We start from the raw sequence: 26,993 nt of genomic DNA, 5'->3' as shown, positions 1-26,993 counted from the left end.
AACTTAGCTTCGGAAGGCTCCGCGCATGAGCAGCACCGTTATTGATCGGCCACAGCCGGCACAACGTGAGACAGGGCGCTGGTGGGCCCTGGTGGTGCTGGCCCTGGCCCAGCTGATGGTGGTGCTGGACGCCACGATCGTGAACATCGCGCTGCCCACCGCACAGGCCGACCTCGGCTTCGACGACTTCGGCCGGCAGTGGGTGGTCACCGGCTACGCGCTCGCCTTCGGCAGCCTGCTGCTGCTCGGCGGCCGGCTCTCCGACTTCTTCGGCCGCAAGCGGATGTTCGTCATCGGCCTGATCGGCTTCGCCCTGGCCTCCGCGCTCGGCGGCGCCGCTCAGAACCTCGAGCTGCTGATCTTCGCCCGTGCGCTGCAGGGCGCCTTCGGCGCGGCCCTCGCCCCGGCCGCCCTGTCGCTGCTCTCCACCACGTTCACCGAGCCCGCCGAGCGCGGCAAGGCGTTCGGCATCTTCGGCGCCATCTCCGGCGCCGGCGGCGGCATGGGCCTGCTGCTCGGTGGTGTCCTCACCGAGTACGTGTCCTGGCGCTGGTGCCTCTACGTCAACCTGGTGATCGCCGCGATCGCGGTGGCCGGCGCGTTCCTGAAGCTGCGTGACGAGCCCACCCCCGCGCACGGCCGGATCGACGTCCCCGGCACCGTCACCGCCGTCGCCGGCCTGGTCGCCCTGGTCTACGGCCTCGGCAACGCGGAGACCGACGGCTGGACCGACGCGCTCACCCTCGGCCCGATCGCCGCCGGCGTGGCCCTGCTCATCGCGTTCGTCGTCATCGAGCGCAAGGTCGAGCACCCGCTGCTGCCGCTGCGCGTCGTCCTCGACCGCAACCGCGGCGGCTCCTACGCCTCGATCGCGATCGCCGGCGCCGGCATGTTCGGCATCTTCCTCTTCCTCACCTACTTCCTCGCCGGCATCCTCGGCTTCACTCCGATCAAGACCGGTCTCGCCTTCCTGCCGATGCTCGGCTCCGTGATGCTCACCGCCACCGCCGCCGGCTCGATGCTGGCCCCGAAGATCGGCCCGCGCCCGCTGGTGCCGGTCGGCGCCCTGGTCGCCGCGGCCGGCATGCTCCTGCTCACCCGCCTGGACCTCGACTCCACGTACGCCGCGGACGTCCTCCCCGGCCTGATCATCATCGGCCTGGGCCTGGGCCTGGTCTTCGCGCCCACCCAGAACGCCGCCACCTCCGGCGTCGAGCACCGCGACGCGGGTGTGGCCTCCGCGATGATCAACACGGTCCAGCAGATCGGCGGCTCCATCGGAACCGCCCTGCTCAGCTCCTTCGCGGCCAGCGCCGCCGAGGACTACGTGTCCGGCAAGGAGCCGTCCCAGCTGCTCCAGGCGCAGGCCGCCATCGAGAGCTACCACACGGTCTTCTGGTGGTCGGCCGGTTTCTTCGTGCTCGCCGCCGTGGTCGCCGCGGTCCTCTTCCGCACCGGCCCCCTGGACGTCGACCCCGACGCCCCGCCCGCGATGGCCCACTGAGAACCACGACGATGCGCTCCGCTGCGGGCCGGCGGGGCGCATCGTCCTTTTCCGGTACGCCGTGCCCGGCCCCCGACCGCAACCACCCGTCCCCACCTACCGCGCGATGCAGGCGGTGGTCCGGACCGCCCGGCGACCGCCGGGCTGAATGCGGCCCTCACCGTCACCCCGTCGCCCGGCCGGTTCCGGCGCTGTCGCGGGCCGGCCGGGCGACGGCGAACGCCGGCCATCCCGTGGGGTGGCCGGCGTTCGTGTGGCGGAGGGTCAGGGCAGCCGGAGACCGTGGTTGTCGGGGAACAGCGGGTCGGCGGTGTCGTTGGGGACGTCCTCGCGGGACGCCTCCACCTCGGCCATCGAGGACGGAAGCTCGAACGGCAGCGTCCCGGTGGCGGGTGAGCGGCCGAACAGCACGTCCAGCAGGGCCTCGTCCGATGAGCCGAAGCTGCCGGTCAGGGCGGCCGCGGTGGTGGCCAGCGGGGTGAGGACGGCGGGGCGGTCCAGCCGGACGTCGACGACGGTCGGGAGAGTGGCGGCCAGTTCGAGTAGCGGGGCGAGCTCGTCCGGGGTCCACTCCAGGCGCCCGGCGTGGAAGAACGCCTCGAACCCGCCGCCGCGCGGGTCGTAGGGCGCCGCCCGCCGGACGATCGCGACATCGGCCAGGGCCGGATCGTCGACGACTTTCGCGTACCCCGCGGCCACGCCCGGGTCGACGCCGTCCAGATACACCGGGACGCCCTCCGCCAACGGAAGCGTCGCCGCCGGAGAGCCCGAGCCGGCAGAAGGGGAGGCGGGGTGGTTGGTGAGGAGGACTATCGAGCGGCGCTGGGCCGCCAGCCCCGCGGCACGGAAGGACGGCCGGCCGGCGATGCGGGCGGCGGCCGCCGGGTCCACGTAGCGTCGGTCGTCGAAGAGGCCGAGCCGGAACTTGTCGCGGAGGAGCCGGCGGGCCGAGACGTCGATCCGGGCCTCCGGGAGACGGCCGGCGGTCACGAGGTCGACGATCAGTTCCGGACAGTGCTCGCCACCGAGTTGGTCAGCGCCGGCGGTCAGGATGCGCAGGACGCGGGCGTGCCGGTCCAGGTGTTCCACACCCCAGGCGCGGGCCGGCATGTCGGAGCCCATGATCACCGCGTCGGTGACCAGCCCCCAGTCGGTGCAGACCACGCCGTCGAAGCCGTACCGCTGCCGGAGCAGCCCGTCGATGATGCCCTGGCTGAAGCTGAACCCGACCTCCTCGTACGACGTACCGACCGGCATCCCGTAGTAGGGCATGACCTGCGCCGCCCCCGCCTCGAACGCGGCCTCGAACGGCTTCAGATGGTGGTCCCACATGCCGCCCGGGTAGACCTGTTCCCGCCCGTAGTGGAAGTGCGCGTCCTCGCCGTCCTTCTGCGGCCCGGCGCCGGGGAAGTGCTTGACCATCGCGGCCACCGAGGACGGGCCGAGCGTGTCGCCCTGCAGGCCGAGCACGTATTCGCGGATCAGCGTGGACACCATGTCGGCGTCCGAGCCGAGGGTGCCGTTGGTGCGTGCCCAGCGCGGCTCGGTGGCGAGGTCGGCCATCGGGTGCAGCGCGACGCGGATGCCGGTGGCCAGGTACTCCTGCCGGACGGTGTCGGCGAACTCCCGTACCAGCGAAGGGTCTTTGGTCGCGCCGAGCCCGATGGGCTCCGGCCACGCGGAGAAGCCGCCGGCCGCCGCGGACGCCGCGGGGTTGTCGATGACGCCGTGCCGGGGGTCGGTGGAGACGGTCACGGGGATGCCGTGGCCGATGCCCGCCGCCATCTCCTGGATCCGGTTGTGCCATTGCGCTAGCCGTTCCGGCGGGACCGGCGCGAAGGTCAGGATGTTGACGTGGTTGATCAGCTTGCCTTCGAGCAGGGCGGACGCGGACGGGATCATCTCGTTGCCGTCGGCGATCGTGCCGTCCGGGTCGACCGCGATCATCGTGTGGAACATCAGGCCCGCCTTCTCCGCCAGCGTGAGGCGGCCGAGCAGGTCGGTGATCCGGTCCTCGACGGGCAGCGCGGCGTTCTGGTAGGGGTGCATCAGGTTCTCCAAAAGGGCTAGCGGGCGCCGCGGACCATGCGGACCAGCAGGGATCCGGTGATGGCGACGGCCGCGCCGCACAGGAAGAGCAGGCTGTAGTTGGCGCCGTCGCCGCTGCCGACGGCGAGGATCGGCGCGGCCAGGATCGGCACGAGCGACTGGGGCAGCGCGTTGGCGATGTTGAGCACACCCATGTCCTTGGCGGCGTCGTCCGGGTCGGGCAGCACGTCGGTGGCGAGCGCCAGGTCGACCGCGAGGTAGACACCCTGGCCGAGCCCGAAGATCAGGGACGCGGCGAGGAAGACGGCGAAGCTGCCGGCGAACGCGATGACCACGAGCGCGGCGGTGACCACGAGGCCGGCGCCGAGCACGAACGGCTTGCGGCGGCCGAGCCGGTCGGAGAGGGTGCCGCCGACCGCGGAGCCGACGACCAGGCCGCCGGTGCTGACCAGGGTGGAGAGCAGGATGCCGGTGGCCACGTTGTCGGTGGTGTACCCGAACCGGTCGATCAGCAGGTAGGCCTGGTAGGTGGTGACCGACGCCAGGCCCATCCAGATCAGGAAGCGGCTGACGATGTTCCAGACGAAGTCGGGGTGCCGTCGCGGGCTGACGTAGAAGGTGTGCAGGAACTCCCTGAACCGGTAGGGCGCGAAGTGCCCCTTCTCGGCCGGGCGGTCCTTGAGGACGACGACGAGCAGCGCCACGGTGGCGACGCCGATCGCGGACGGGACGGCGAACATCAGCAGGGCGCTGCCGGCCAGGGCGGCGGCGAGCGCGCTTCCGGCCAGGATCGCGACCGACGTCATCAGGCCGAGGATGCCGCTGACCCTGCCGCGCTGCTGGGCCGGGATCTGGTCGGGCAGCAGCGCGGTCAGGGTGGCGAGGGTGGCGTTGACGCCGAGCTGGGCGAGCGCCCACCCGGCGGTCAGGACGCCGATGCTGCTGCCGAGCGCGACGACGAGCAGGCCGGCGAAGCCGACGACCATGCCGCCGAGCAGCCACGGGCGGCGGCGGCCGAAGCGGGAGGTGGTGCGGTCGGAGAGGGCGCCGAAGAACGGGTTGCCGATCAGCGCGAGGACGGCGCCGACGGACAGCACGGTGCCGAGGGCGGCCGCCTTGTCGTCGGGGGCGATCTGCGCGACCCGGATGGACATCGTGACGATGACCGGGGTCAGGATCGTCAGGTACGCGCCGAGCTGCGCGAGCGCCATCGCGACGATGAGTCTGGTCGGCGCGTCGGGAACGGTCGCAGTGGTGGCCGGCGGGCGGGGCTGGACAGTCGTCATCGCACACCTCGGAACGAAAAAGGGGGAAACGAAAGAGCGAAGGGCACCGGGCCGGCTCCGGTGTTGTGTTAACGCCTTGTTCGCTGAACGTATCGAGTTGATTAGCGCCGAACCAGAGCCGAAAAGGCCTGCTCAACGCTGTGATTTGCCGGTGTCTCGCGTTACTGCCGCCCGGTTTGCCCGCTCCTGGGTGTGACCGGTGTCGCAATCCGCCGATAATTAAGTCCAGGTTCGGCAAAACTGGGTTCATGTCGGGCCGCCGGGTGCATCAGGTCCGCCGGGACCTGCTCCTGGCCGCCGTCCGCGAGGCCGGCCGCAGCACCCGCTCCGACCTGGCCCGCCGCACCGGCATGGCCCGGATGACCATTGACGGCCTGGTCGCCGAGCTGCTCACGGCCGGTCTCCTGGCCGAGGACGCCGCGGTCCCGGACGGGGCCCGCGCCGGGCGTCCCGCCCGGTCGATCACTCTCGGTCCGGCTGCGGGTGGGGTGGTGGGCGCGATCGTCACCACCCAGGGGGTACGGGCGGCGAGCGCCGACCTCACCGGACGCATCCTCGCGGAACACCACCTGTCCCGCAACGATCTAGACAGCCTCGCCCTGCTGATCGCCGAGTGCGAGACGACGATCGAGGGCCCGGCCTGGTCGGTCGTGCTCGGCCTCGGCGCCGGCCAGGACCCCGCCCTCGCCGCCGGCCTGCAGCAGCGCCTCGGCCGCCGGGTGATCGTCCGCACCACCGCCGAGCTGAGCCTTCTCGGCGAGGTCGGCTACGGGTGCGCGGCCGGCCACTCCGACGTCTGCTACCTGCGGATCGGCTCGGTGATCACCTGCGGTCTGCTGCTCGGCGGCGTGCTGCACCACGGGGCGCACGGCGCGGCCGGGCAGATCGGGCACGTCCAGATGGACGAGATCGGCCCGCTCTGCCGCTGCGGCAATCGGGGCTGCCTGGACACCATCGCCTCAGTCCCGGCCATCCTCGCCGCCCTCGGTGCCGCACTCGGCGAGCCGGTCAGCGCCGGCCGCGCGGTCGAGTCGTCCCGCACCGACGAGGCCACCGAGCGGATCCTCGCCGACGCCGGCCGGATGATCGGGCGGGTCGTCGCGGGCCTGGCCAACACCGTGAACCCGGCTCTGATCGTGCTGGACGGGCCACTGATCGAGGCGGACGGGCCGATCGTCACCGCGGTCGGCGAGTCGCTGCGGCGCTACGCCCAACCCGAGGTGGCGGCCGGCACCGCGATCCGGGCCGGGACACTCGGCGACCGGGCCGGGCTGCTCGGCGCGCTCTGGGCGGGGCTGCGGGCCACTCCGGCGGCGCGTGGTAGCCGTACCCTCGCCCGGGTCTCACCCACCGTGACCACCGCGGACGCCGAGCCGATCGGGAAAGGTGTCTCGTCGGGGGAGCGGGAGCGGGTCGTGCGCCGAGGCATTCTTGTCGAAGCGATCCGGACGCTCGGTCAGGCCACCCGCAGTGAGCTGGTCAAACGCACCCTTCTGCCGAGGGCCGCGGTGGCCACCCTGCTGGACGGGATGGTTCGGGACGGTGTCGTCGAGCGCTGCCCGGCCGACGGGCCACGCGCCGGACGGCCGTCACCGTGTTTCCGTCTGGTCACGCCGGGTGAGCTGCTGGTCGGCGTGGCGATCGGCGGCGACGGTGTCCGGGTGATCGCCACCGGCGGCACCGGTGAGATCCGGTGGACCGGGTACCGGGACATGCCGCCGTCGATGGACGGCCGGGCGATCATGCGGGACACCGCCGGGTTCGTGCGCGAGCTACTCGACGCGCACGGCGAGCGGCGGGGCCCGGGGATCAGGTTCGCGGTGAGCATGCCGGCCCCGGTGCACCCGGTCACCGGGCATCTGAGCTCGCGCAGTGTGCTGACCATGTTCGCCGGGTTCTCGCCGGCCGAGGAGATCGCCGCGGTCCTCGGCGGTCCGGCCCTGGTCACCAACAACGCCCAGCTCTCGGCGCTGGCGGAGAGCCGCCGAGGGGCCGCCCGGGGCGCCCGGGACGTGCTCTACCTGAGCTGCGACCAGTACACCGGAGCCGGTCTGGTGGCCGGTGGGCGGCCGTATCCCGGTGCGATCGGGTACGCCGGAGAGGTCGGGCACCTCAACGTCCGCGAGGTCGGCCCGCTCTGCCTGTGCGGCAAGCGGGGATGTCTGAGCGCGTTCCTGTCGCCCGGCTACTTCGCGGCGATCTCCGACGGCGGGCCGCCGGACGAGGGTCGGCTGCTGGCCCGGGCCGCCGCCGGGGACCGTCCGGCCCAGCGCGCTCTGCTCGACGCGGGCCGGCTGATCGGGCGTACCGTCGCTCCGCTCGTGTCGGTTTTCGATCCGGCCGTCGTGGTGGTCGGCGGCCGGTTCACCGAGCCCGGCGGTTTTGTCGTCGACGGGGTTCGGGAGGCGCTCCAACGGCACTGCCCTCCGGCCACGGCGGCCGCGCTCAGCGTGGTTCCCGCAGCTCTCGGCCGGGATGTCGAGGCGCTGGGGGCGATCGAGTCGCTGTTGTGAGGTTGCCGTTCCGTCGCGGCGCCGTGACCGCATCGAAACTGTCCGGCTTTAGTGGGCCGCCGTCGGGTGGCTCAGGTACGGCGACTACAGTTCGGGTGCGGCCCGCCCCGGGCCGGCAACGCTGCCGACGAAATCGTCCCTGGGGCCTCGACGGGCTATCCGCATCTCGCTACCCGATCCAGGGGGAAGAAAAATGCGTATCGGCGTGCTCACCGGTGGCGGCGACTGCCCCGGTCTCAACGCGGTCATCCGGGCCGTCGTCCGTAAGGGCGTCACCGCTTACGGCCACGAGTTCGTCGGGTTCCGCGACGGTTGGAAGGGCCCGCTGGAGGGTCTGACGAAGCCGCTGGGTATCGCGGAGGTCCGTGGCATCCTGCCGCGCGGCGGCACCATCCTGGGCTCGTCCCGCACCAACCCGTTCAAGATCGAGAACGGTGTCGAGCGGATCAAGGCGAACCTGGCCGAGCAGGGTGTCGACGCGCTCGTGGCGATCGGCGGCGAGGACACCCTCGGCGTCGCCACCAAGCTCTCCGAGCTGGGCGTCAACGTCGTCGGCGTGCCGAAGACGATCGACAACGACCTGAACGGCACCGACTACACCTTCGGCTTCGACACCGCGGTCAACATCGCGATGGAGGCCATCGACCGGCTGCACACCACCGCCGAGTCGCACCACCGCACCCTCGTCGTCGAGGTCATGGGCCGCCACGCCGGCTGGATCGCGCTGCACGCCGGCCTGGCCGGTGGCGCCAACGTCATCCTGCTGCCCGAGCGCCAGTTCGACGTCGAGCAGGTCGCGACCTACGTGACCAAGCGCTTCCAGGTGGAGTACGCGCCGATCGTCGTCGTCGCCGAGGGCGCCCAGCCGCTCGACGGCCAGATGGTGCTGCACAACCAGGAGCTCGACAGCTTCGGCCACGTCCGCCTCGGCGGCATCGGCCAGTGGCTCGCCGAGCAGCTGGAGGAGAAGACCGGCAAGGAGGCCCGCACGGTCGTCCTCGGTCACATCCAGCGCGGTGGCACCCCGACCGCGTTCGACCGGGTGCTGTCCACCCGCTTCGGTCTCCAGGCGATCGACGCCGTCCACGAGGGCGACTTCGGCAAGATGGTCGCGCTGCAGGGCACCGACGTCGTCCGGATCCCGCTGATCGAGGGCACCGGCGAGCTGAAGACCGTTCCGCTGGAGCGCTACGAAGAGGCCGAGGTCTTCTTCGGCAGCTGATCCACCCGTCGTGATGCCGGGGGCGGTCCGCTCCTGGCATCCGGCTCTTCTTCGGCTGGTTCTCTGTGCTGTCTCCGCGGGCCGGAGACAGCACAGAGAACCAGCCGTTTCTGGTCGTCTCGTAAGGAGCCCGCTTTGCCCAAGCACACCGTCGCGGTCCTCGGGGCCGGCAAGATCGGTGAACTCGTCGTCGCCGGTCTGCTCCGCTCCGGTCGGCCCGCGGAGAACCTGCTGGTCACCGCCCGTCGCCCGGAGCGCGGCGCGGAGCTGACCGAGCGGTACGGCGTGCCCGTCGTCGACAACGCCACCGCCGTCGAGCGGGCCGGAGTGCTGGCGATCGCGGTCAAACCGCAGGACGCCGCGGCGCTCCTCGACGAGATCGGCGGCCGGATCTCCGCCGACACCCTGGTGGTGTCACTCTGTGCCGGGCTGCCCACCGGTTTCTTCGCGTCCCGGCTGGCCGAGGGCACCCCGGTGATCCGGGTGATGACCAACACCCCGGCCACCGTCGACCAGGGGATGACCGCGATCTCGGCCGGCCCGCACGCCACCGACGACCATCTGAGCATCGCCGAGGAGATGTTCAAGCCACTCGGCTCCACGGTCCGGGTGCCCGAGTACCAGCAGGACGCCGTCACGGCGCTGTCCGGATCCGGGCCGGCCTACTTCTACCTGATGGTCGAGGCCCTGATCGACGCGGGCGTCCAGCTGGGGCTGCCGCGCACGGTCGCTCACGAACTGGTGGTGCAGACCGCGGTCGGCTCGGCGATGATGCTCCGTGATTCCGGCGAGCACCCGGTGAAGCTCCGCGAGGCGGTCACCTCCCCGGCCGGGACGACCGCCGCCGCCCTGCGTGAGCTGGAGCGGCACGGCGTACGATCGGCGCTGCTCACCGCGGCCGAAGCGGCGCGCGACCGAGCCCGTCAGATCGCCGAAGCGGCCGGTTGACCGCGTAGGTTGACAGTAGAAACCACCGTGCGTCTGAGTGACTGGGTGATCCGTCATGGCTTCTGAGCAGGCAGTGGAGTTCCGTGAACTCACCAGCATCGACGAGCTCGAGCGACTGGTCGATGTGTTCTGCCAGATCTGGAACGCCGACACCCACCTCGACCTGATCAACCCGTCCACGCTGCGGGCCATGGTGGACGCCAGGTGTTACGTGGTCGGGATGTACCTGGAGGGTGTGATGGTCGGCGGCGCCGTCGCGTTGCGCGGGCCGCACGGTGGTCACCTGCACTCGCACATCGCCGGCGTGCACCCCAAAAGCCAGGGCCTGGGACTCGGCTACCAGCTGAAACGGCACCAGGCCGAGTGGGCGGCGAAGGAGGGCTTCGCCCGGATCCGGTGGACCTACGACCCGCTGGTACGCCGCAACGCGCACTTCAACCTGGCCAAACTGGGCGGCCGAGTGCTGGGTTATGAGAAGAGCTACTACGGCGAGCTCAACGACGGCCTCAACGACAACGACGAGACCGACCGGCTGGTGGTCGACTGGGACGTCCACGCCGTGCCCGGCGCTGTCGGCCCAGCGCCGGTCACCTTTCCGGTGGTCGCCGACAGGTGGGATTTCGCCGAGCGGCCCGCCGCGGTGCTCGACTGCGGTGACGGGCTCCACCGGCTGGTGCCCACCCCGGTGGACATCGAGCGTCTCCGACTGGACGACCCGGCCCGTGCGCATGCCTGGCGGCTCGGCGTCCGTGCCGGTTTCGCCGAGGCCGATGCCGCCGGGTTCGTGGTGACGGGCTTCAACAACGACGGGTGGTACGTGCTGCGGCGCCTGTGAGCGCCAGCACCTCGTCGGCGCACCCCCAGGAGAGGGTCACGCCCGCGCCGCCGTGCCCGTAGTTGTGGATGACGTGTGGATGGCGGCCGTCCGCCTCGACCCGCAATCTCTTACGCGCCGGGCGCAGGCCGACCCGGTGGTCCAGCACCCGCGCCCCGGCCAGCAGCGGCTCGGCTTCCACACAGCGCTGGAGGATCTGCTCGGCCCGCTCGGGATCGGGCTGCCGTGACCAGTCGCCGTCGGTCCGGCTGCCGCCCAGCATCACCCGGTCGCCGTGCGGCAGCACATAGGTGGTCAGCCCGTCGCGGTCGTCGTCGTGCTCCACGAAGAACGTGTCGATCCCCGGGTTGCCGACCACCAGCAGATCACCGCGGATCGGGCGCACCGGATCGCCGGGCACCACGTCACCGGCGTCCACACCGGTGCAGTTGACCACGGTCGTGCCGAGCCGCGGCAGTTGCTCCGGGGTGACCCGGCCGCCGACCTGCACCCGCACCCCGCAGTCGTCGAGCCGGGCGGTCAGATAGGCCAGGTAGACGACCATGTCGATCAGCGGGACCCGATACCACCAGCCGTTGGTGAACCCGGGCGGCAGCGTCGCCGTGCTCGTCACCGGCTGCACATCCTCGGCGCCCGGCCCCGGATGGTCGGCTTTCAGATCACCCCGGCTCGCCACCACGCCCGAGGTCATCCGGACCCCGGTGACGGCCGGTTCGCGGGCCAGGTCACGGAAGATCTCCAGCGAGCGCAGCGACCAGTCCACACCGCGGTCGTGCGCCACGAGGTAACAGCCCCAGATGGCGCCGGCCGCGTAGGACGTGATGCGGGCCGGCGGATCGGCACTGTGCACAGTGACCCGGAAGCCCGCCTCGGCGAGGCGGATCGCACAGGTGAGCCCGGAGACGCCGGCGCCCAGAACGACCACGTCCGCGTTGACGATCATGCATACATTTTAGGCGAACCGGACCACCCCATCGACTCTCGTTAACTTGCCGTGAACACGTATGGTGACAGCTCTGGAGCGTTGCGTTATTTAGAACGGTGCGGTCCAATCGAGCCTTGGAACGATTCGCCGGACAGGAGCGGGCACGGGGTGATGTTGGTTCTGGGTGAGGTGCTCACGTCCCTCCTGCCTACCTCCGCAGCGGTGCCCGCCGATGCCGCGCAGCGCATGCTCGGCCTCACCGCCGGGGCGCCGGTGATCCGCTCCGACCGTCCGATCTCCTACGTCGTCTCGCCCGAGCGACTGGAGGGTGTGGACTGTCAGGTCCCGGCCGCTCTCGACCGTGGCGTGCGGGGGATCGGCACGGTCGCCACCCGGGCCGTGCTCACCGGCGGTCACGCGTTCCAGGCGTCGGCCCGCACGGTGGCCGAGCGGAGCCGGTACTCGCGCCGGGTGCTCTGGTCCCACTACCTGGCCCGCCCGGGCACACTCCAGATCATCGGTAGGTATCAGGAAGAGGCGATGGCCGCGGCCTTCCTGGCCGGCGCCCCGAAGCCGTCCGGGCTCGATCTCACCCCGATCGCCGAGCGCACCGCCATCCGGGCCCGGTCCGGGGTGCAGCTCGCCCGGAAGGTCGCGGTCCCGAGTGACCGGATCACTCTGCGCTGGGCCGCCCTGCTCGGCGCCGGCGAGGAGGAGCTGCACTTCCGCGTCGACTCCCCGCTGCACCGGACCGTGCGAATCGCCACGAGCGCCTGCGACCTCGCCGACGTGGTGACCCTCTGCGAAAGCCTGGCGTTGCACGACTGGCTGCTCACCACACTGGAGGCGATCCTCAGCCGCGCGCCGCTGACCGGGCCGTCGGAGGGTGCCGTGGTGGACCGGATCCAGCCCGCCGTCGACCACCTGCTGCACCTGTGGACGCCCGGTTTTCGTCTGAGCCGGGGCGCCCGGGACCTCTGGGACCGGCTCGACCGGCTCGCCGGCTTCGACCACCAGTGGCACACCTCGGTGAACCGTATCCGTGACCACATGGCCGTCAGTACGCTCCGCGAGCGGGACAGACCAGGGGTGCCCCGATGAGCGGGCTGACCGTGCCGGCCGACGAGTCGGTGCGCCGGCTGTCCAAAGTGATGCGTAAGGTCGTCATCGCCCTGGTCACCGGCGGGGTGGCCTTCGTCCTGACGAACCTGGCCGACAAGGATCCGCTGCTGTCGATAACGCTGTCGGTGCTGGTCGGTGGCTCGGCCCTGGTGGTGCAGTTCCTGGTCTCGTTCGAGGGCCGGCTGCGCGAGGTCCAGCTCAGCCAGGAGGAGCAGTCCCGGCAGATAAAGGCCTGTGTCGACGAACGGTTCCGGGCGATCAGCGAGGCCACCGAGCTGTTCCACCTGATCGAGGAATGCGCCGTGGAGACCGAGTCGCTGGCCCGGCTGGTCCGGCACTCCACGAAGATCACCACGCACCTGCCGGAGCTCGTGCACCGGCTCGCCCAGCGGGAGCTCGACCGGATGTCGGAGTTCCTCAAGGGGCTCGGCGACGGGGTCGAGACGATCTACGAGGGCGAGGACCGGGACTGGCTGCTCAGCCTCACCCACTCGGCGGAGAAGTCGATCGACGCGACCAGCCTGACCACGGTGGACGGTGGTGGCCTGTGGAACACCGACCTGGGCCAGCGCTACCTCGACGCCCAGCGGTACGCGGTGCAGCGCGGCGTGCGGATCCGCCGGATCTTCATCGAGGACCAGCCCGGCCCCGGCAGCGAGAGCGCGCTGGAGAAGATCTGCCGGCGGCACGCCGACATCGGCGTCGAGGTCCGGGTGCTGCACGGCGCCACGGCCGCGGAGCTTCGTCGTACCTCATTGTTCGACTTCATCCTTTTCGACGACGTGATCAGTTACGAGCTGATGGCCCGGCCGGGCAACATCCCGCCGATCGTCGTCAACACCAGACTGCTGCTGCGGACCAACAGCGTTACCGACCACAGTGAACGTTTCCGGGAGCTGTGGGAGGCGGCGCAGCCCCGCTGATCTCAGGGCACCCGGTTGCTGTCGCCGTCGAAGACGTACGAGATCCGTTGCACCAGGCCCTCGGGCAGCACGACGCCCTCCTCCTCGGCCCGGATCCGGACCTGCTGGTGGACCTCCTCGTCGACGGCGACCTGGCCCAGCACCACCCCGACCGCCGCCTCGATGTTCTGGAATTGCCGGGCCAGTACCGACAGCGTCCGGTACGCGCTGAACGGCTGGGCGTCCGGGTTGAGCCGCAGGACCGCCGGCATCGACTCCCACGTGGCCGGCAGCCGCTCGCCGGCCGGCTGCGGGGCCGCCACCGGCCGTCCGTTGTCCCGCAACATGCCGAGCCGCAGCAACTGCCAGACCGCGGCCAGGAACGGGCACGACCACTGCCGGCCCTCCGGCTTCCGCGAGAAGATCTCCACCGCCAGGTAGATCGAGTGCAGGCTCTTGGCGTTCTCCGTCGGGGGCTGCCAGGCCGGGCGACGGGCCATCGCCGGCTGCGCGGAAGAGCCGGGCGGCCGGTCGCCGTTGGTGACCCAGCCGCTCGCCGCCGCCGGTGGCTTGAGACCGTCGGTGCCCGGTGGCGGCTCGTTGACCAGCCGGTCGAGCACGAGCTCGGCGGGCCGGACCGGGCCGGCCTCGGCGCAGCCGGCCTCCCGGGCCACGTAGTCGATGGTGAGCCCGTTGTCGCCGGCCGCCTCGACCAGCCGGCCGATCACCTCGTCGGGAGTGCTGAACGCGCTGAAGTAGTCGTCGATCAGGAAGCACGTGCTGATCCGCGGGCGTCTGCCCGGCCCGGCCAGCGCGGCGGCCCGGTCGCGGGCGGCGGCGACCCACGGCTTGATCTCCCGGAAATGCCGGCGCAGCAGCTCGATGCCGCCCGCGAAGTCCTCCCGGTAGAGGTGCCCCAGCTCGATCGAGACGTGTGACAGGGGCACCCGCTCGATACGTGGCTGGGCCGACCACTCCTGGAACGTCGTGTGCGGCCCGGTCACCGCACCTCCCACGCCTTGTCGTTGTGCAGCAGCCGGGCCAGTTGCTGGAACGCCTCGGCGGTCCGCTCGTTGGCGATACCGATCGTCGTCACGTCATGGGCGGTGATCAGCTGCTCGCGCCACTGCAGGACCGGGTCGAGCGGGACGGTGTGCAGCATCCAGGGCGGTCCGGCGTTCGCACTCTCGGCGATGGCCTGGAGGCGGCTGTCCCACTCGGCGATCCAGACGGACTGCTGCGAGGTCAGGCCGGGCCGAGCCGGGTCGACCAGGGCGGTCCGCACGAAGCGCAACGACGCCAGCAACTCGTCCCGGTTGTAGCCGAGGTCCTCGCCGGCCTCCAGGATGCCGTGCCGGCCGTGCACCAGCGAGGCGGCCGCGATGACGTGCTGCTTGGTCCACCGGTGATAGACCAGCCACCGGGTCCGAACGTCAGGCAGCCGGCGCGCGGCCTCCAGCGCCATCTGCAGGGCGTAGGACCGCCCGGCGCTGAGGTCGACGAAACACATGTGGAACTGACTGACCAGCAACTCCAGTATCTCCGTGCAGCGGCTGACCACGCCGTCGCTGCTCGGGAACTCACCGATGCCGAGGTCGCCGGGGAGCAGGAACAACTTGCCGGCGTGGCGGTCCCGGACCTTGACGCTCTCCCGCTCGGTCTCGGCGAAGACGTCGATCCGGTGTGGCTCGGTCACCTCGCCCAGCAGGTACGAGTGCAGCCCGCCGTGCAGCACGCCGAGCCGGCCCGCGTCGATGTCGAAGACCGAACCGGCGGTCGGCGAGCCGAAGTCGAAGTCGAGATAGCAGACGTCGTAGCCGGCGAGCGCGCTCTGATAGGCCACGTTGCTGGTGGTCACCGACCGCCCGGTGCCGCCCTTGTCCGAGGTCGCGAAGACCAGCATGGTCAGGACTCGCTGTCGAGGTCGCTACGGGCCGCCGCGAACTGGTCCAGCGCCACCAGTACGAAATTGGCGAGGGCATAGGCCGTCCCCGGCTGCTTGTCGAGGACCGAGCGCCCGCGTTCGAGCTTGGCCGCCAGCGCCTGCATCTCCGCCTGCATCGCGTGGCCGCTGTTCGGGGAGCCCTGGAGCAGCTCCTGGTCGTACAGGTGCTCGGCCTCGCTGAGCAGGTCGTTGGCGAGGGCGGCGACCGGCTCGCTGCGCGGCGGCGGTTTGCGGATGACCTCGGCCGCGGTGATCAGGCAGTCGGTGATCCGCTTCGTGTGGTACCACGACGGATCCTCGAACGTGTCCTCGAAGTCCTCGAAGACCCGGCGAGGTTGATCCCAGAGGCCGTGCCGGGTCTTCGTCAGCCGCCGGGCGTCCAGATGGTCCCAGATGTCGTCGGCGAGATCGATCATCTCGTTACGCATCGTCGAGGCGCCGAGCAACTCGGCCAGGCTGATCGTCCGTTTGAGCAGCAACGGCGCGAAGTCCGACATCACCCAGGTGAGCCGGGCCTCGTCGAGATCGCCGCTGCCACCCAGGTTGATCGGGAAGCCGGGGGCGTGCAGCCGGTAACTCTTGTCGCCGGCGTAGACCCGGCTGGTGATCCGGGCCCGGTCGGCCAGGCTCTGCAGCACCCGGCCGACCCGGTTGAGGTCGACGTTGCCGGCCCGTTTACGGACCAGGTCCTGCACCACGATCGAGGAGACGTGCAGGGAGAAGTACTCCGACTCCTTCTCGGTGGTGCGCTGCCAGGGGATGTCCTCGAGTGGCCACCGGAGTCCGCTGCCGGCCGGCACGGCGATGGCCGACCAGTACGACTGGGTCAGGTCCCAGCGCAGCCGGAGGCCCTGAGCGAGTCGTTGCTGCTCCTCGTTGAGCAGGCCGAGCCGCTGGGTGCGCGGAGCGGACAGTGCCTCGATGGCGTCCAGGGCCACGGTCGTGAAGTAGATGTACGGCGCGGGCTCGGCCCGGCCGGACAGCTGCCGGCCGATCTGCTCACTGGTCTCGATCACCGGCGCGTCCCGGACGACGCCCCAACTCCAGCCGCACTCGAACAGGCGATCCGGATGGTCGAGGTCATCGGCCAGGTTGGCGCCGGAGCCGATCGTGATGGTGCGCAGGCTGTTCCGCACGTCCTCCAGAGACTGCTGGATCATCGGGACGATGCGCCGGGTGGAGAGCCCGCGCTGGTTCACCGTCCGGATGAGGGCGCGGCCGTCGCGGGAGTCCACGTCGAAGATGTTGACGGTGAAACTGCGCAGCAGGCCCACCATGGCAGCCGAGAGACGCCTGCTCGCCATCTCCACCAGGCGGTCGATGTCCGCGCGGGAGCTGCGCCGTTTCAGGTTCTTGCGGAACTCCCGGGCGAACCCGATGGTGGCCAGCGACAGCGCCATCGAGATGGCGAACGAGTCGACGACCGGCTGGGCCAGTTGCTCCGGGCTCAGCTCGGCCGGGTCCGCGCCGACCGGGTTTCGGAAGTAGCTCTCCGCGGCGAAGATCGGGGTGTTGTTCTCGTCCGTGTAGGCCGTGAGGTAAGCCTCCACCGCTTCGAGCAGGGCGAGCGGGCCGTCCATCACGCCGCCGAGTGGTTTCAGGACGTCCAGCAGGTCCTCGCTGATCCGGCCGGGCGAGTCCAGACCGAACGTGTCGATCGCGGTGGCCGGCCCGAGGATGCAGAGCAACTGCTCCGCGTCGCTGATCGAGTTGCGGCCGTCGCGACCGCCCCAATGCCACTCGCCGTCACGGTACGAGTGCTCGATCACCGCCCGCCAGATCTCCAGAAGCTGCTGCCGGGGATCAACCTTCATGCGCGGTCACCTGCTACTCCCGTGGCGAAACCCGGCGTCAGTATACAAAGCAGACGCCGGGGGCGATGTAGCGATGACGCTTATTATCCGCGCTTCTCGATGTCAGTAGTAGATCGCGATCCGACTGCCGTTCTCCTCCTCGGGTGGGCTGGGGTGGCTGAGCGCCGCCCCGGTGGCGACCCGGTGGGCGGTCCAGGCGACGGCGGCCGCGTCCAGGATGTCGTCGGGCGGGGCCTGCCCGGCCGGGCCGAGCTTGTCCGGCAGCACGATGCCGTTGCGGGCCAGCAGCTCACGGCGGCGTGCCTGCCCGCTCCAGGTCTTCTTGGCGTGCGGCAACGGCTCGCCGGCCATGGTCCGGAAGGACACCTCCGGATGGGCCTCGAAGAGCAGACCCGGGTGCCGTTCCCAGATCGCGTTCGCCTCCAGCAGCTTGGGCCGCAGCGCCCAGGACTGCCGGCTGAGCCCGGCGCCGGTCAGCTCCCGGCAGAGCCGGTTGGCCGAGGCGAAGTCGGGCTCCTGCCAGACCGCCCGGGGCGGCACCCGGAAGACGCTGCCGCGGCGCGGGCCGAGCTGGTCGGCGGCCAGGGTGTCGGCGGCCCGCCAGCGGTCGGGGAGCATGCCGAGCGGGATGTCCACGCCGATCACCGCGGCGCCGGAGCTGCCGGCGACGATCTCGTAGAGGGTGGCGGCCAGGACGGCGCGCCCGAAGGCCCCGTCGCGCAGTTCGACGCCGACCCATCCGAGCGCGTACGCGTCGACGCCGATCACGTGGATGCTCATCAGTGCGGCAGCAGCTTCTCGATCGTCGCGACGAGCTCCGCGTCGTCCGGCTGGGTGCCCGGTTCGAACCGGGCCGCGACGGTCCCGTCCGGGGCGACCACGAACTTCTCGAAGTTCCACGAGATGTCCGCGCCGTCGCCGACGAGCTCGGTGTAGAGGGGGTGCCGGCCCGGTCCGTTGACCTCCACCTTCTCGGTCACCGGGAAGGTCACGCCGTAGTTGACCCGGCAGAACTCGTCGATCTGCTCGGCGGTGCCGGGCTCCTGACCGCCGAACTGGTCGCAGGGCACGCCGACCAGCACCAGGCCGCGGTCGCGATGGGTCTCCCAGAGGTTCTGTAGCTTCGCGTACTGCGGGGTCAGTCCGCATCGCGAGGCCACGTTGACCACCAGCACGACCTTGCCGCGGTAACGGTCCAATTCGGTCGCGCCACCGGTGAGGGCGCCAATTTTGACGTCGAAGATGGTCATGACGGAAGACTACCGGCCGTGTCCGCCTGATTGCACGCCGTCGTGACGCGTCCGGCTGTGTTAAAGAACCTTAAATGCTGTTCACCTGGCTTGACTGTTGTTAATCGATGTGACTACGGTCTCTTCATCCCTCTCTTTGGAAAGTTTCCTAACTGTTTGAGGAGACATCCCTTGCGTACAACCCCCCGCCGGGCGCTCATCACCGGCGCGATCGTGCTGGCGTCCAGCGTCGCCGTGCCGATGAGCCAGGCGTCCGCCGCTGCCGCCTGTGCCACCCCCTGGTCCGCCACCGCCGTCTACGTGAAGGACAACGTCGCCTCGCAGAACGGCCACAACTACACCGCCAAGTGGTGGACCCAGAACGAGTCGCCCGCCACCAACAGCACCCAGTGGGCGGTCTGGATCGACAACGGCGTCTGCGGTGGCACCACGCCCACCACCCCGCCGACCACCACCCCGCCCACCACCACGCCGCCGACGACCCCGCCGACGACGCCCCCGACCACCCCGCCGACCACGACGCCGCCGAACACCGGCAGCAAGTGGGTCGTCGGCTACTTCGCCGAGTGGGGCGTCTACGGCCGCGGCTACCACGTGAAGAACATCGACACGTCCGGTTCGGCGTCCAAGCTGACCCACATCCTGTACGCGTTCGCCAACACCACCGGCGGTCGCTGCACCATCGGTGACTCGTACGCCGACTACGAGAAGGCGTACACCGCGGCGGAGAGCGTCGACGGCGTCGCGGACACCTGGGACCAGCCGCTGCGTGGCTCGTTCAACCAGCTCCGCAAGCTGAAGAAGAAGTACCCGGGCCTCAAGGTGATCTACTCGGTGGGTGGCTGGACCTGGTCCGGCGGCTTCACCCAGGCGGCCGCCAACCCGACCGCCTTCGCCGACAGCTGCTACAGCCTGGTCGAGGACCCGCGCTGGGCGGACGTCTTCGACGGCATCGACATCGACTGGGAGTACCCGAACGCCTGCGGTCTCTCCTGCGACGCCAGCGGCCCGGCCGCCTACGCCAACGTGATCACCGCGCTGCGTAACAAGTTCGGCTCCAGCAACCTGATCACCTCGGCGATCTCCGCCGACGGCAGCAACGGCGGCAAGCTCGACGTGGCCGACTACGCGGCCGGCATCGCGAAGCTCGACAAGGTCTTCCCGATGACGTACGACTACTTCGGCGCCTTCAACGCGCAGGGCCCGACCGCCCCGCACTCGCCGCTGACCTCGTACACCGGCATCCCGCAGGCCGGCTTCAACTCGGACGCGGCGATCCAGAAGCTCAAGAGCAAGGGCGTCCCGGCCGCGAAGATCCTGCTCGGCATCGGCTTCTACGGCCGTGGCTGGACCGGCGTCACCCAGGCCGCCCCGGGCGGCTCGGCGACCGGTGCCGCACCCGGCACCTACGAGGCGGGCATCGAGGACTACAAGGTCCTCAAGACCAAGTGCCCGGCCACCGGCACCATCGGTGGTACGGCATACGCCTTCTGCGGTGGCAACTGGTGGGGCTACGACACCCCGTCGACGATCGCGGGCAAGCTGACCTACGCCAAGAACCAGGGCCTCGGCGGCGCGTTCTTCTGGGAGCTCTCCGGTGACACCACCAACGGTGAGCTGATCACGGCGATCAAGAGCAACCTGTAGGACCGACCGCGAAAGAGGGGCACCGGCGACAACGCCGGTGCCCCTCTTCCGTACGCTTTCGGCATGCGTCGTGAGTGGCATCAGCTCAGTCATCCCGGGGTCGGTAACCCGGCTCTGCAGACGTCCCGCCCGTCCACGGACTCTGCCGAGGACGAGGCTCTCGGCCTCGACCGGTGGCGCAGCCTCCCGCGCGTCCAGATGCCGCCCTGGCCGGACATGGCCGAGGTCGCCGAGGTCTGCAAGGTCCTCGACAACGTGCCGTCGATCGTCGCGCCCTACGAGGTCGACCAGTTGCGGCACCGGCTCGCCGAGGTGTGCGAGGGCCGTGCCTTCCTGCTCCAGGGCGGTGACTGCGCCGAGACCTTCGCCGACAACACCGAGAGCCACCTGCTGGCCAACGCCCGCACCCTGCTCCAGATGGCGGTCGTGCTCACCTACGGCGCGTCGATGCCGGTGGTCAAGGTGGCCCGGGTCGCCGGGCAGTACACGAAGCCCCGCTCCGCGCCGACCGACTCGCTCGGCCTGCCCGCCTACCGCGGCGACATGATCAACTCGCTGGAGCCGGACGAGGCGGCGCGGATCGCCGATCCACAGCGCATGATCCGGGCGTATGCGAACTCGGCCGCCGCGATGAACATGCTTCGGGCGTATCTTTCGGGTGGTCTCGCCGACCTGCACGGCCTGCACGACTGGAACAAGGACTTCGTCCGCGCCTCCCCGGCCGGCGAGCGCTACGAGGCGATCGCCCGCGAGATCGACCGCGCGCTCGACTTCATCCGCGCCTGCGGCATGACCGACAGCGAGGCACTGCGGACGGTCAGTCTGTACTGCTCGCACGAGGCCCTGGCCCTGGAGTACGACAGGGCGCTCACCCGCGTCTCCGACGGTCGCGCCTACGGCCTGTCCGGCCATTTCCTGTGGATCGGCGAGCGCACCCGGCAGCTCGACCACGCGCACATCGACTTCATCAGTCGGATCGCCAACCCGATCGGCGTCAAGATCGGCCCCGGCACGTCGCCGGAGACCGCGATCGAGCTGTGCGAGAAGCTGAATCCGGAGAACGAGCCGGGCCGACTCACCCTGATCAGCCGGATGGGCAACGGCAAGGTCCGCGACGCGCTGTCCCCGATCGTGGAGAAGGTGCACGCCTCCGGGGCCAAGGTCGTCTGGCAGTGCGACCCGATGCACGGCAACACCCACGAGTCGTCGAACGGCTACAAGACCCGCCACTTCGACCGGGTGGTCGACGAGGTGCTCGGCTACTTCGAGGTGCACCGCGGCCTCGGCACCCACCCGGGCGGCATTCACGTCGAGCTGACCGGCGAGGACGTCACCGAGTGCCTCGGCGGGGCCCAGGGCATCGAGGACCTCGACCTCCCGGATCGGTACGAGACCGCCTGCGACCCGCGCCTCAACACCCAGCAGAGCCTGGAGTTGGCGTTCCTCGTCGCCGAGATGCTCCGTGGCTGACCTGCGTTCGGACACCGTCACCCGCCCCACCAAGGGGATGCGGACGGCGATGGCCCGCGCGGCCGTCGGCGACGACGTCTTCGGCGACGACCCGACCGTGAACGCGCTCGAGGCCCACGTGGCCGAGCTGTTCGGCCACGAGGCGGCGCTGTTCGCCCCATCCGGCACGATGGCCAACCAGATCGCCCTGCAACTCGTCGTCCCGCCCGGCGGCGAGTTGCTGGCCGGCGCCGACGCGCACGTCGTCACCTACGAGGTGGGGGCGGCCGCGCTGCTCGGCGGCATCTCCACCCGGACCTGGCCGTCCTACGGCGCCGCGCTGAACGCCGAGCGGATCACCGAGATGATCCGCCCGGCCGGCTTCCCATCGGTGCCGACCGCGGCGATCGCCGTCGAGCAGACCCACAACCTCGGCGGCGGCGGGGTCATCCCGCTCAGCACCCTTCAGGACCTGCGGGTCGCCGCCGACAAGCACAACATCGCCCTGCACTGTGACGGCGCCCGGATCTGGCACGCCCACATCGCCGACGGGGTGACCCTGGCCGAGTACGGCGCCCTTTTCGACACCCTCTCGGTCTGCCTCTCCAAGGGCCTCGGCGCACCTGTCGGCTCCCTGGTCGTCGGCAGCCGCGAGCGGATCGCCAAGGCTCGAGTGATCCGCAAACGGATGGGTGGCGGCATGCGCCAGGCGGGCATCCTCGCCGCCGCCGGCCGGTACGCCCTCGATCACCACCTGCAGCGGCTCACCGAGGACCACGAGCGGGCCCGCCAGATCGCCGAGGCCCTGGCCCCGTTCGGCGTGGTCGACCCGGAGAAGGTGCGCACCAACCTGGTGCCCCTGGACCTGTCGAAACACGACCTGAGCGCCCCCGCCCTGGCGTCGGCCGCCGCCGAGCGTGGTGTGCTGATCGCCGCGATGCTGCCGCAGGTCGCCCGGCTCGTCACCCATCTCGACCTGGACGAGGCGGGCGTGGATCAGGCCATCGACGTCCTCAGTGACCTGCTGGCCTGAGCGGCCCCCGCAGCCGCGACGAAGCCACGGATGATCGGGTGCGGGTCGGTCCCGTCTCCGGCCAACTCCGGCTGGAAGAGCGTGAGCAGATAGAACGGATGGTCCGTGAGCTCGGCGGCCCGGACCGCCCCGCTCTCGTCGCGGCCGGTGAAACGCATCCCGTGCTCGGTCAGCAGGTCGAGGTGGGCGGCGGCGAGCCCATACGAACAGTGATAGCGCTCGACCGTGCGGGACGCGCCGAGCAGCCGCTCGATCAGTGACCCGGCGGCCACCTCGACCGCCGCCTCGTGCCCGGCCAGGGAACAGGCCAGCTCGACGATCAGCGAGTCGGTGCCCTCCTCCTCGCCCTCCGCATACTCCGAGTGGCTCGCGGCGAGGAAACCGCACTCGTTGCGCGCGAACTCCAGCATGGCGTGCTGGAAGCCGCCGCACGTGCCCAGGAACGGGATGCCGCCGAGACGGGCCACCTGGGCCGCGGTGATGCCGCCCTCGGGGCTTCGGTAGGGACTGCCCGGCACCAGCCAGATCCCGTCGAAGCCGCGCAGGGTCGTCGGGTCCTCGGCATCGGGCGTCGGGACCCAGTAGACGTCGAGGTCCTCCTCGTCGCGGAGGACGTCGAGTAGATCGGGAATCCGGTTATGGGCGCGAACGGCCGGTGACCGATCGCCGACCAGGGCGATTCTCTTCATGGGTCCACTCTCGCCCCGACGCGAGATCAGGTCCAACGATCGTTGCTGCACTCGGCATTAGCATCGCTCATGTGGATCCGCACCTGCTGCGCACGTTCGTGGCCGTCGCCGAGACCGGCTCGTTCTCGGTCGCCGCACAGCGCCTCAGCTACACCCAGTCGGCCGTCTCGCAGCAGATCGCGCTCCTCGAAGCCGACCTGGGCACCCCACTGCTGACCCGCCGGCCGGTCGCTCTCACACCGGCCGGCGAGCGCCTGCAACGGCACGCCACGCTCCTGCTGACCAGGCTGGCCGCGGCCCGCGCGGACGTGACCCGGGCGGTGGCGCCACCCGGCCGCCTGATCATCGGACTGACCCCGCTCGCCTGGTCCCGGCGGATCTCCACGGCGCTGGCCGCGATCCGCGCCGAGTCGGCCCGCCTGGACAGCCGGGTGCTGGTCGGCGACCGGGCCCGGATCGTCGACGCGGCCGCCACCGGGGAGATCGACATCGCCCTGGTGGACGGGTTCACCGCGCCCAACGACCCGCTGCCGCTGCCGCTGGCCGGGGCGATCGGGGTGGCCGAGGACACGGCCGTGGTGGCGGTTCCGCGGGATCATCCGCTGACGGCCCGCCGGACCGTCGAGCTGGCCGACCTCACGGAGGCGTACTGGATAGACGCTCCGGTGGTCTCGCCCCTGACGAACCTGCCGGTGGACGGCCCGCGTGCCGGGTTGCGCTACGAGGGCGCCGACGTCGCGGTGCTGATCGGGCTGGTCGAGGCGGGCCACGGGCTCACCGTCCTGCCCGCGAGTGTGGCCGACGGCGTCCCGCTGCCGCGGATGGTGCACCGGGTGGAGCTGCTGACCACACCCGGCGCGGGCGCACCCGCGGCCCGGCTCAGCGCGCTTCTGACGAACGCAATCCCTTGAGCACCGCGATGTCCGCGGCGTGCCCCTCGTGCTCGACCGTCGGCGTCTCCACGATGATCGGGATGCCCGCGGTCGCCGGGTGGGCGAAGAGCTCGGCGAACGGCTCGGTGCCGATCCGGCCCTTGCCGATCGTCTCGTGGCGGTCCCGCGTCGACCCGCACTCGTCCTTCGAGTCGTTGGCGTGGATCAGCTGGAGACGGCCCGGCCCGGCCGCCTCGACCAGCGCGTCGAGCGTCGCCGTCATACCGCCCGGGGTGGCCAGGTCGTGCCCGGCCGCCCAGGCGTGGCAGGTGTCGAAGCAGACCCCCAGCCACGGATGCCGCTCCACGGCCGCCAGGTAGGCGGTCAGATCCTGCACCTTCGACGCCAGGCTCCGCCCGCCGCCCGCGCTCGGCTCGACCAGCAGCTTCGGTAGGTCCTCGGCGGCCGCCCGGTCGAGCAACGGCAGCAGCTGCTCGTGCAGCTGGTGCATGGCCTTCTCGGCGTGCGCCTCGTCGACCGAGCTGCCCGCGTGGTAGACGACAGCCGTCGCGCCGATCGCCTTACCCCGCAGCAGCGCGTGCTCCAGCGTGGCGATCGAGCGCTCCACCGTCAGCTCGGTCGGTGAGCCGAGGTTGACCAGCAGCGACGCGTGAATGTAGGCGGGCAGCCCGCGCTCGCCGATGCCGTCGCGGAACAGCACGTCCTGCTTCGGGTCGCCGGGCGGCAGCGCCCAGCCACGGGAGTTGGAGACGTACACCTGAAGGGTCTCCGAACCCGCGGCGTCGACGTAGGGGAGGGCCGCCTTGGCCAGCCCTCCCGACGTCTTGGTGTGTGATCCGATCCGGCGCAGGGTCACAGGAAGCACACCAGCTGGACGACGCTCTGCGGCGCGACCGGAGTACCCGGGCCCGGGTTCATCTGCCGGGCCGTCGCGTTCGGGTCGCCGTTCATCTGCACCTGGACATTCTGTGCCTGGAGCGCCGCGGCCGCCTGCTGGCACGGCTGGTTTGTCACGTCCTGCAGCACGATCAGTGCCGGGCCCTTGCTGATCTGAAGGGTGACCTGCGCGTTCTTCTCCACGCCGGTGCCCGCCTTGGGTGACTGGCTGAGCACCTCGTCGGTCGGCTTGTCGCTCTCCACGGACTGCTCGACGACCTGCAGACCCCGCTCGTTCAACTGCCGGCGGGCCTCGTTGATGTTCTGGCCGACCAGGTTCGGGATGGTGATCGGCGCCTTGCCCTTACTCAGCACCACCTCGACGGTCTCGCCCGGTTTGAGCTCGGTGCCCGCCTTCGGGTTGGTGGACAGCACCACACCCTCCGGGGCGGTGTCGCTGTACTGCCCCTTGCCCTGCTTCACCTTCAGCTTGATCGCTTCCAGCTGGGCCTTGGCGAAGGCCAGCTCCTGGCCCTCCAGCTCGGGAACCGGGTGCACCTCGGGGCCGAGCGACAGGATGACGGTGATGCTGTCGCCCTGCACGATCTTGTCCTGTGGGCCCGGATTCTGCTCCAGGACCGAGCCCTTCGCCACCGTCTCGCTGTACTTGCCGTCGCCCAGGATGATCGTGAAACCCTCCTGCTTGGCGTACGCGGTGGCCTGGTCCTGGCTCATGGTCAGCAGCCGTGGCGTCTCGGCGTAGCGCCCGAGCGTCACCCACCAGGTGCTGCCCAGCACGACCAGGGCCATCACGGCGACCAGCGCGGTCATCACGACCCGCCGCCGGTCCTCGAAGAAGCCGGCCAGCCCGCCGGCCGGTGCTGCGGCCCGGCGGTGCGGCCCGGTGTTACGGACGCCACCACCCTGCTCCGGCAGCCGGGCCCAGGACGGGCGGTGGGAGGCCTGGTAGGCGGTGCCGGCCGGAACCGGCGGCACCATCGCGGTGGCGTCGGCCGACGGGATGGCCGGGACGATCCGGGTCGCGTCGGAGGTGCCCGGGGCGCCCGGAACCTGGCGCATCAGCGCGGTGTCGACGTGCTGCACGCCGAGACCGTCGCGGGTGGCCTGCACCTCGGAGAGGAACGCACCGGCGTCGGTCGGGCGCGCGCCGGCGTCGCGTCGGGTGGCCCGGGCGACGAGTCGGTCCAGCACCGCCGGCAGGCCGCGGATGATCGACGAGGGCGCCGGCACGTCGTTGTCGACGTGCTGCCAGGCCACCTCGATCGGTTCCTTACCGTCGTACGGCACCCGGCCGGTCAGCATCTCGAAGAGCACGATGCCCGCCGAATACACATCGGTACGCGCGTCGGCGTGCCCGTTCTGCACGAGCTCCGGAGCGACATAGGCCACCGTGGCCATGAGCTGGCCGGAGTCGTCGACGGTGCTCGCCTCGATGGCCCGGGCCAGACCGAAGTCGGCCACCTTGACCACGGCGTCCACCAGGTCCGACGCGCCGCCACTGGGCGCCTCGGCGACCAGCACGTTCTCCGGCTTGACGTCACGGTGCACCAGGCCCGCGCGGTGTGCGGCGGCGATCGCGGCGAGCATCTGCTCGAGGATCGCGAGGGCCTCCACCGGGTTCAGCCGGGTGCGCTGGCTCAGCAGGTCACGCAGGGTGCGGCCCTGCACGAACTCCATCACCAGATAGGGCAGGCCCTGGTGGCGCCCCTGGTCGTAGACCGCCACGACATTCGGATGCGTCAGGCGGGCGATCGTCTTGGCCTCGTCGGTGAAACGGTCGACGAAGTGGACGTTGGTGGCCTGCGACGGGTGGATGATCTTCAGCGCGACGGTGCGCTCAAGCCGCTCGTCGGTGGCCCGGTAGACGGTCGCCATGCCACCACGGGCGACGCGACCGGTGATCCGGTAGCGCCCGTCAATCGTTGTGCCGATCAACGTATCGGCGACTGTGGTGTCCATCGGCGTGAAGTGTATGTGTCTTTCCAGTGGGGGTGGCCCAGGATGTCACAGCTGAGTCCAAACGGGTACCCAAGCGCCGATGACCTGGGCTGATTGATGTGGAAGCCCTTC

General features: G+C 70.7%; 22 protein-coding genes. 11 read left to right on the top strand and 11 right to left on the bottom strand.

The features are described 5' to 3' along the window. The first annotated feature begins 25 nt into the window (after positions 1–25). Positions 26–1,504 carry a DHA2 family efflux MFS transporter permease subunit gene (locus tag Q0Z83_RS35985; RefSeq protein WP_317787702.1) on the top strand — a complete coding sequence of 493 codons (1,479 nt, stop codon included), beginning with the start codon at positions 26–28 and terminating at the stop codon, positions 1,502–1,504. Between the two features lie 264 nt (positions 1,505–1,768). Here Q0Z83_RS35985 and Q0Z83_RS35980 read toward each other — a convergent pair whose 3' ends face one another. Both Q0Z83_RS35980 and Q0Z83_RS35975 read right to left on the bottom strand, forming a co-directional pair. Then, positions 1,769–3,553 carry a glycoside hydrolase family 3 protein gene (locus Q0Z83_RS35980; RefSeq protein WP_317787701.1) on the bottom strand — a complete coding sequence of 595 codons (1,785 nt, stop codon included), beginning with the start codon at positions 3,551–3,553 and terminating at the stop codon, positions 1,769–1,771. Positions 3,554–3,570: 17 nt separating this feature from the next. Continuing rightward, positions 3,571–4,839: an MFS transporter gene (locus Q0Z83_RS35975; RefSeq protein WP_317787700.1), complete on the bottom strand. Its 1,269-nt coding sequence runs from the start codon at positions 4,837–4,839 to the stop codon at positions 3,571–3,573. Positions 4,840–5,087: 248 nt separating this feature from the next. Here Q0Z83_RS35975 and Q0Z83_RS35970 point away from each other — a divergent pair, with 248 nt between their 5' ends. From Q0Z83_RS35970 to Q0Z83_RS35955, 4 genes are all read left to right on the top strand, one after another. After that, positions 5,088–7,352, top strand: a complete 2,265-nt coding sequence (locus Q0Z83_RS35970; protein ID WP_317787699.1) for an ROK family protein — start codon at positions 5,088–5,090, stop codon at positions 7,350–7,352. A 193-nt stretch (positions 7,353–7,545) separates the two neighbouring features. Continuing rightward, positions 7,546–8,574, top strand: coding sequence for a 6-phosphofructokinase (locus tag Q0Z83_RS35965; protein WP_317787698.1), 1,029 nt, complete (start codon positions 7,546–7,548; stop codon positions 8,572–8,574). 135 nt (positions 8,575–8,709) lie between these two features. Beyond that, positions 8,710–9,522: a pyrroline-5-carboxylate reductase gene (proC, locus tag Q0Z83_RS35960; protein ID WP_317787696.1), complete on the top strand. Its 813-nt coding sequence runs from the start codon at positions 8,710–8,712 to the stop codon at positions 9,520–9,522. Positions 9,523–9,577: 55 nt separating this feature from the next. After that, positions 9,578–10,357 carry a GNAT family N-acetyltransferase gene (locus Q0Z83_RS35955; RefSeq protein ID WP_317787695.1) on the top strand — a complete coding sequence of 260 codons (780 nt, stop codon included), beginning with the start codon at positions 9,578–9,580 and terminating at the stop codon, positions 10,355–10,357. On the opposite strand, the gene Q0Z83_RS35950 is transcribed toward Q0Z83_RS35955, so the two are convergent. Then, positions 10,320–11,300 carry an FAD-dependent oxidoreductase gene (locus Q0Z83_RS35950; protein WP_317787694.1) on the bottom strand — a complete coding sequence of 327 codons (981 nt, stop codon included), beginning with the start codon at positions 11,298–11,300 and terminating at the stop codon, positions 10,320–10,322. The genes Q0Z83_RS35955 and Q0Z83_RS35950 overlap by 38 nt on opposite strands. 153 nt (positions 11,301–11,453) lie before the next feature. On the opposite strand from Q0Z83_RS35950, the gene Q0Z83_RS35945 reads away from it, so the two are divergent. Further along, on the top strand, positions 11,454–12,383 hold the full coding sequence (locus tag Q0Z83_RS35945; protein ID WP_317797213.1) for an SCO2521 family protein: 930 nt from the start codon (positions 11,454–11,456) through the stop codon (positions 12,381–12,383). Continuing rightward, positions 12,380–13,327: a DUF6879 family protein gene (locus Q0Z83_RS35940; protein ID WP_317787693.1), complete on the top strand. Its 948-nt coding sequence runs from the start codon at positions 12,380–12,382 to the stop codon at positions 13,325–13,327. The genes Q0Z83_RS35945 and Q0Z83_RS35940 overlap by 4 nt, the downstream gene beginning before the upstream one ends. A 2-nt stretch (positions 13,328–13,329) precedes the next feature. On the opposite strand, the gene Q0Z83_RS35935 is transcribed toward Q0Z83_RS35940, so the two are convergent. The 5 genes from Q0Z83_RS35935 to Q0Z83_RS35915 all read right to left on the bottom strand — a co-directional run bounded on the left by Q0Z83_RS35935 (position 13,330) and on the right by Q0Z83_RS35915 (position 18,315). Then, positions 13,330–14,310 (bottom strand): SCO2522 family protein, encoded by a 981-nt coding sequence (locus tag Q0Z83_RS35935; protein WP_317787692.1) that lies wholly within the window; start codon positions 14,308–14,310, stop codon positions 13,330–13,332. Continuing rightward, complete coding sequence (locus Q0Z83_RS35930) at positions 14,307–15,209, bottom strand: SCO2523 family variant P-loop protein (protein ID WP_317787691.1); 903 nt, start codon at positions 15,207–15,209, stop codon at positions 14,307–14,309. Before Q0Z83_RS35930 ends, Q0Z83_RS35935 begins: the two co-directional genes overlap by 4 nt. A 2-nt stretch (positions 15,210–15,211) precedes the next feature. Further along, positions 15,212–17,065: an SCO2524 family protein gene (locus Q0Z83_RS35925; RefSeq protein ID WP_317787689.1), complete on the bottom strand. Its 1,854-nt coding sequence runs from the start codon at positions 17,063–17,065 to the stop codon at positions 15,212–15,214. A 102-nt stretch (positions 17,066–17,167) separates the two neighbouring features. After that, on the bottom strand, positions 17,168–17,845 hold the full coding sequence (locus Q0Z83_RS35920; protein ID WP_317787688.1) for a DUF429 domain-containing protein: 678 nt from the start codon (positions 17,843–17,845) through the stop codon (positions 17,168–17,170). Next, positions 17,845–18,315: a glutathione peroxidase gene (locus Q0Z83_RS35915; RefSeq protein WP_317787686.1), complete on the bottom strand. Its 471-nt coding sequence runs from the start codon at positions 18,313–18,315 to the stop codon at positions 17,845–17,847. The genes Q0Z83_RS35920 and Q0Z83_RS35915 overlap by 1 nt, the downstream gene beginning before the upstream one ends. Positions 18,316–18,486: 171 nt before the next feature. On the opposite strand from Q0Z83_RS35915, the gene Q0Z83_RS35910 reads away from it, so the two are divergent. From Q0Z83_RS35910 to Q0Z83_RS35900, 3 genes are all read left to right on the top strand, one after another. Continuing rightward, the gene (locus Q0Z83_RS35910; RefSeq protein ID WP_317787685.1) at positions 18,487–19,962 is read left to right on the top strand and encodes a glycosyl hydrolase family 18 protein; all 1,476 of its coding nucleotides are present in this window, start codon (positions 18,487–18,489) and stop codon (positions 19,960–19,962) included. 63 nt (positions 19,963–20,025) lie between these two features. Beyond that, the gene (locus Q0Z83_RS35905) at positions 20,026–21,432 is read left to right on the top strand and encodes a class II 3-deoxy-7-phosphoheptulonate synthase (RefSeq protein ID WP_317787684.1); all 1,407 of its coding nucleotides are present in this window, start codon (positions 20,026–20,028) and stop codon (positions 21,430–21,432) included. Continuing rightward, complete coding sequence (locus Q0Z83_RS35900) at positions 21,425–22,444, top strand: threonine aldolase family protein (RefSeq protein ID WP_317787683.1); 1,020 nt, start codon at positions 21,425–21,427, stop codon at positions 22,442–22,444. Before Q0Z83_RS35905 ends, Q0Z83_RS35900 begins: the two co-directional genes overlap by 8 nt. Here the strand turns inward: Q0Z83_RS35900 and Q0Z83_RS35895 are convergent. Further along, on the bottom strand, positions 22,408–23,133 hold the full coding sequence (locus Q0Z83_RS35895) for a CTP synthase C-terminal region-related (seleno)protein (RefSeq protein ID WP_317787681.1): 726 nt from the start codon (positions 23,131–23,133) through the stop codon (positions 22,408–22,410). The genes Q0Z83_RS35900 and Q0Z83_RS35895 overlap by 37 nt on opposite strands. A 71-nt stretch (positions 23,134–23,204) precedes the next feature. Here Q0Z83_RS35895 and Q0Z83_RS35890 point away from each other — a divergent pair, with 71 nt between their 5' ends. Then, complete coding sequence (locus tag Q0Z83_RS35890) at positions 23,205–24,044, top strand: LysR family transcriptional regulator (RefSeq protein WP_317787680.1); 840 nt, start codon at positions 23,205–23,207, stop codon at positions 24,042–24,044. Here Q0Z83_RS35890 and Q0Z83_RS35885 read toward each other — a convergent pair. Both Q0Z83_RS35885 and pknB read right to left on the bottom strand, forming a co-directional pair. Further along, entirely contained in the window at positions 24,013–24,882 is an 870-nt protein-coding gene (locus Q0Z83_RS35885) for a deoxyribonuclease IV (RefSeq protein WP_317787679.1), read from the bottom strand. The genes Q0Z83_RS35890 and Q0Z83_RS35885 overlap by 32 nt on opposite strands. After that, positions 24,879–26,882 carry a Stk1 family PASTA domain-containing Ser/Thr kinase gene (gene pknB / locus Q0Z83_RS35880; RefSeq protein ID WP_317787678.1) on the bottom strand — a complete coding sequence of 668 codons (2,004 nt, stop codon included), beginning with the start codon at positions 26,880–26,882 and terminating at the stop codon, positions 24,879–24,881. The genes Q0Z83_RS35885 and pknB overlap by 4 nt, the downstream gene beginning before the upstream one ends. Positions 26,883–26,993: the final 111 nt, after the last annotated feature.

The organism is Actinoplanes sichuanensis, from assembly GCF_033097365.1.
In the GTDB taxonomy this organism is placed as follows: domain Bacteria; phylum Actinomycetota; class Actinomycetes; order Mycobacteriales; family Micromonosporaceae; genus Actinoplanes; species Actinoplanes sichuanensis.
Note: the sequence above shows the minus strand (reverse complement) of the source record. Positions and strands in the feature narration are given on the sequence as shown.

Coding starts and splice junctions, on each gene's coding strand:
- Q0Z83_RS35985 (WP_317787702.1), top strand. CDS start 26: ATGAGCAGCACCGTTATTGATCGGCCACAGCCGGCACAACGTGAGACA.
- Q0Z83_RS35980 (WP_317787701.1), bottom strand. CDS start 3,553: ATGCACCCCTACCAGAACGCCGCGCTGCCCGTCGAGGACCGGATCACC.
- Q0Z83_RS35975 (WP_317787700.1), bottom strand. CDS start 4,839: ATGACGACTGTCCAGCCCCGCCCGCCGGCCACCACTGCGACCGTTCCC.
- Q0Z83_RS35970 (WP_317787699.1), top strand. CDS start 5,088: ATGTCGGGCCGCCGGGTGCATCAGGTCCGCCGGGACCTGCTCCTGGCC.
- Q0Z83_RS35965 (WP_317787698.1), top strand. CDS start 7,546: ATGCGTATCGGCGTGCTCACCGGTGGCGGCGACTGCCCCGGTCTCAAC.
- Q0Z83_RS35955 (WP_317787695.1), top strand. CDS start 9,578: ATGGCTTCTGAGCAGGCAGTGGAGTTCCGTGAACTCACCAGCATCGAC.
- Q0Z83_RS35950 (WP_317787694.1), bottom strand. CDS start 11,300: ATGATCGTCAACGCGGACGTGGTCGTTCTGGGCGCCGGCGTCTCCGGG.
- Q0Z83_RS35945 (WP_317797213.1), top strand. CDS start 11,454: ATGTTGGTTCTGGGTGAGGTGCTCACGTCCCTCCTGCCTACCTCCGCA.
- Q0Z83_RS35940 (WP_317787693.1), top strand. CDS start 12,380: ATGAGCGGGCTGACCGTGCCGGCCGACGAGTCGGTGCGCCGGCTGTCC.
- Q0Z83_RS35930 (WP_317787691.1), bottom strand. CDS start 15,209: ATGCTGGTCTTCGCGACCTCGGACAAGGGCGGCACCGGGCGGTCGGTG.
- Q0Z83_RS35925 (WP_317787689.1), bottom strand. CDS start 17,065: ATGAAGGTTGATCCCCGGCAGCAGCTTCTGGAGATCTGGCGGGCGGTG.
- Q0Z83_RS35920 (WP_317787688.1), bottom strand. CDS start 17,845: ATGAGCATCCACGTGATCGGCGTCGACGCGTACGCGCTCGGATGGGTC.
- Q0Z83_RS35915 (WP_317787686.1), bottom strand. CDS start 18,315: ATGACCATCTTCGACGTCAAAATTGGCGCCCTCACCGGTGGCGCGACC.
- Q0Z83_RS35905 (WP_317787684.1), top strand. CDS start 20,026: ATGCGTCGTGAGTGGCATCAGCTCAGTCATCCCGGGGTCGGTAACCCG.
- Q0Z83_RS35895 (WP_317787681.1), bottom strand. CDS start 23,133: ATGAAGAGAATCGCCCTGGTCGGCGATCGGTCACCGGCCGTTCGCGCC.
- pknB (WP_317787678.1), bottom strand. CDS start 26,882: ATGGACACCACAGTCGCCGATACGTTGATCGGCACAACGATTGACGGG.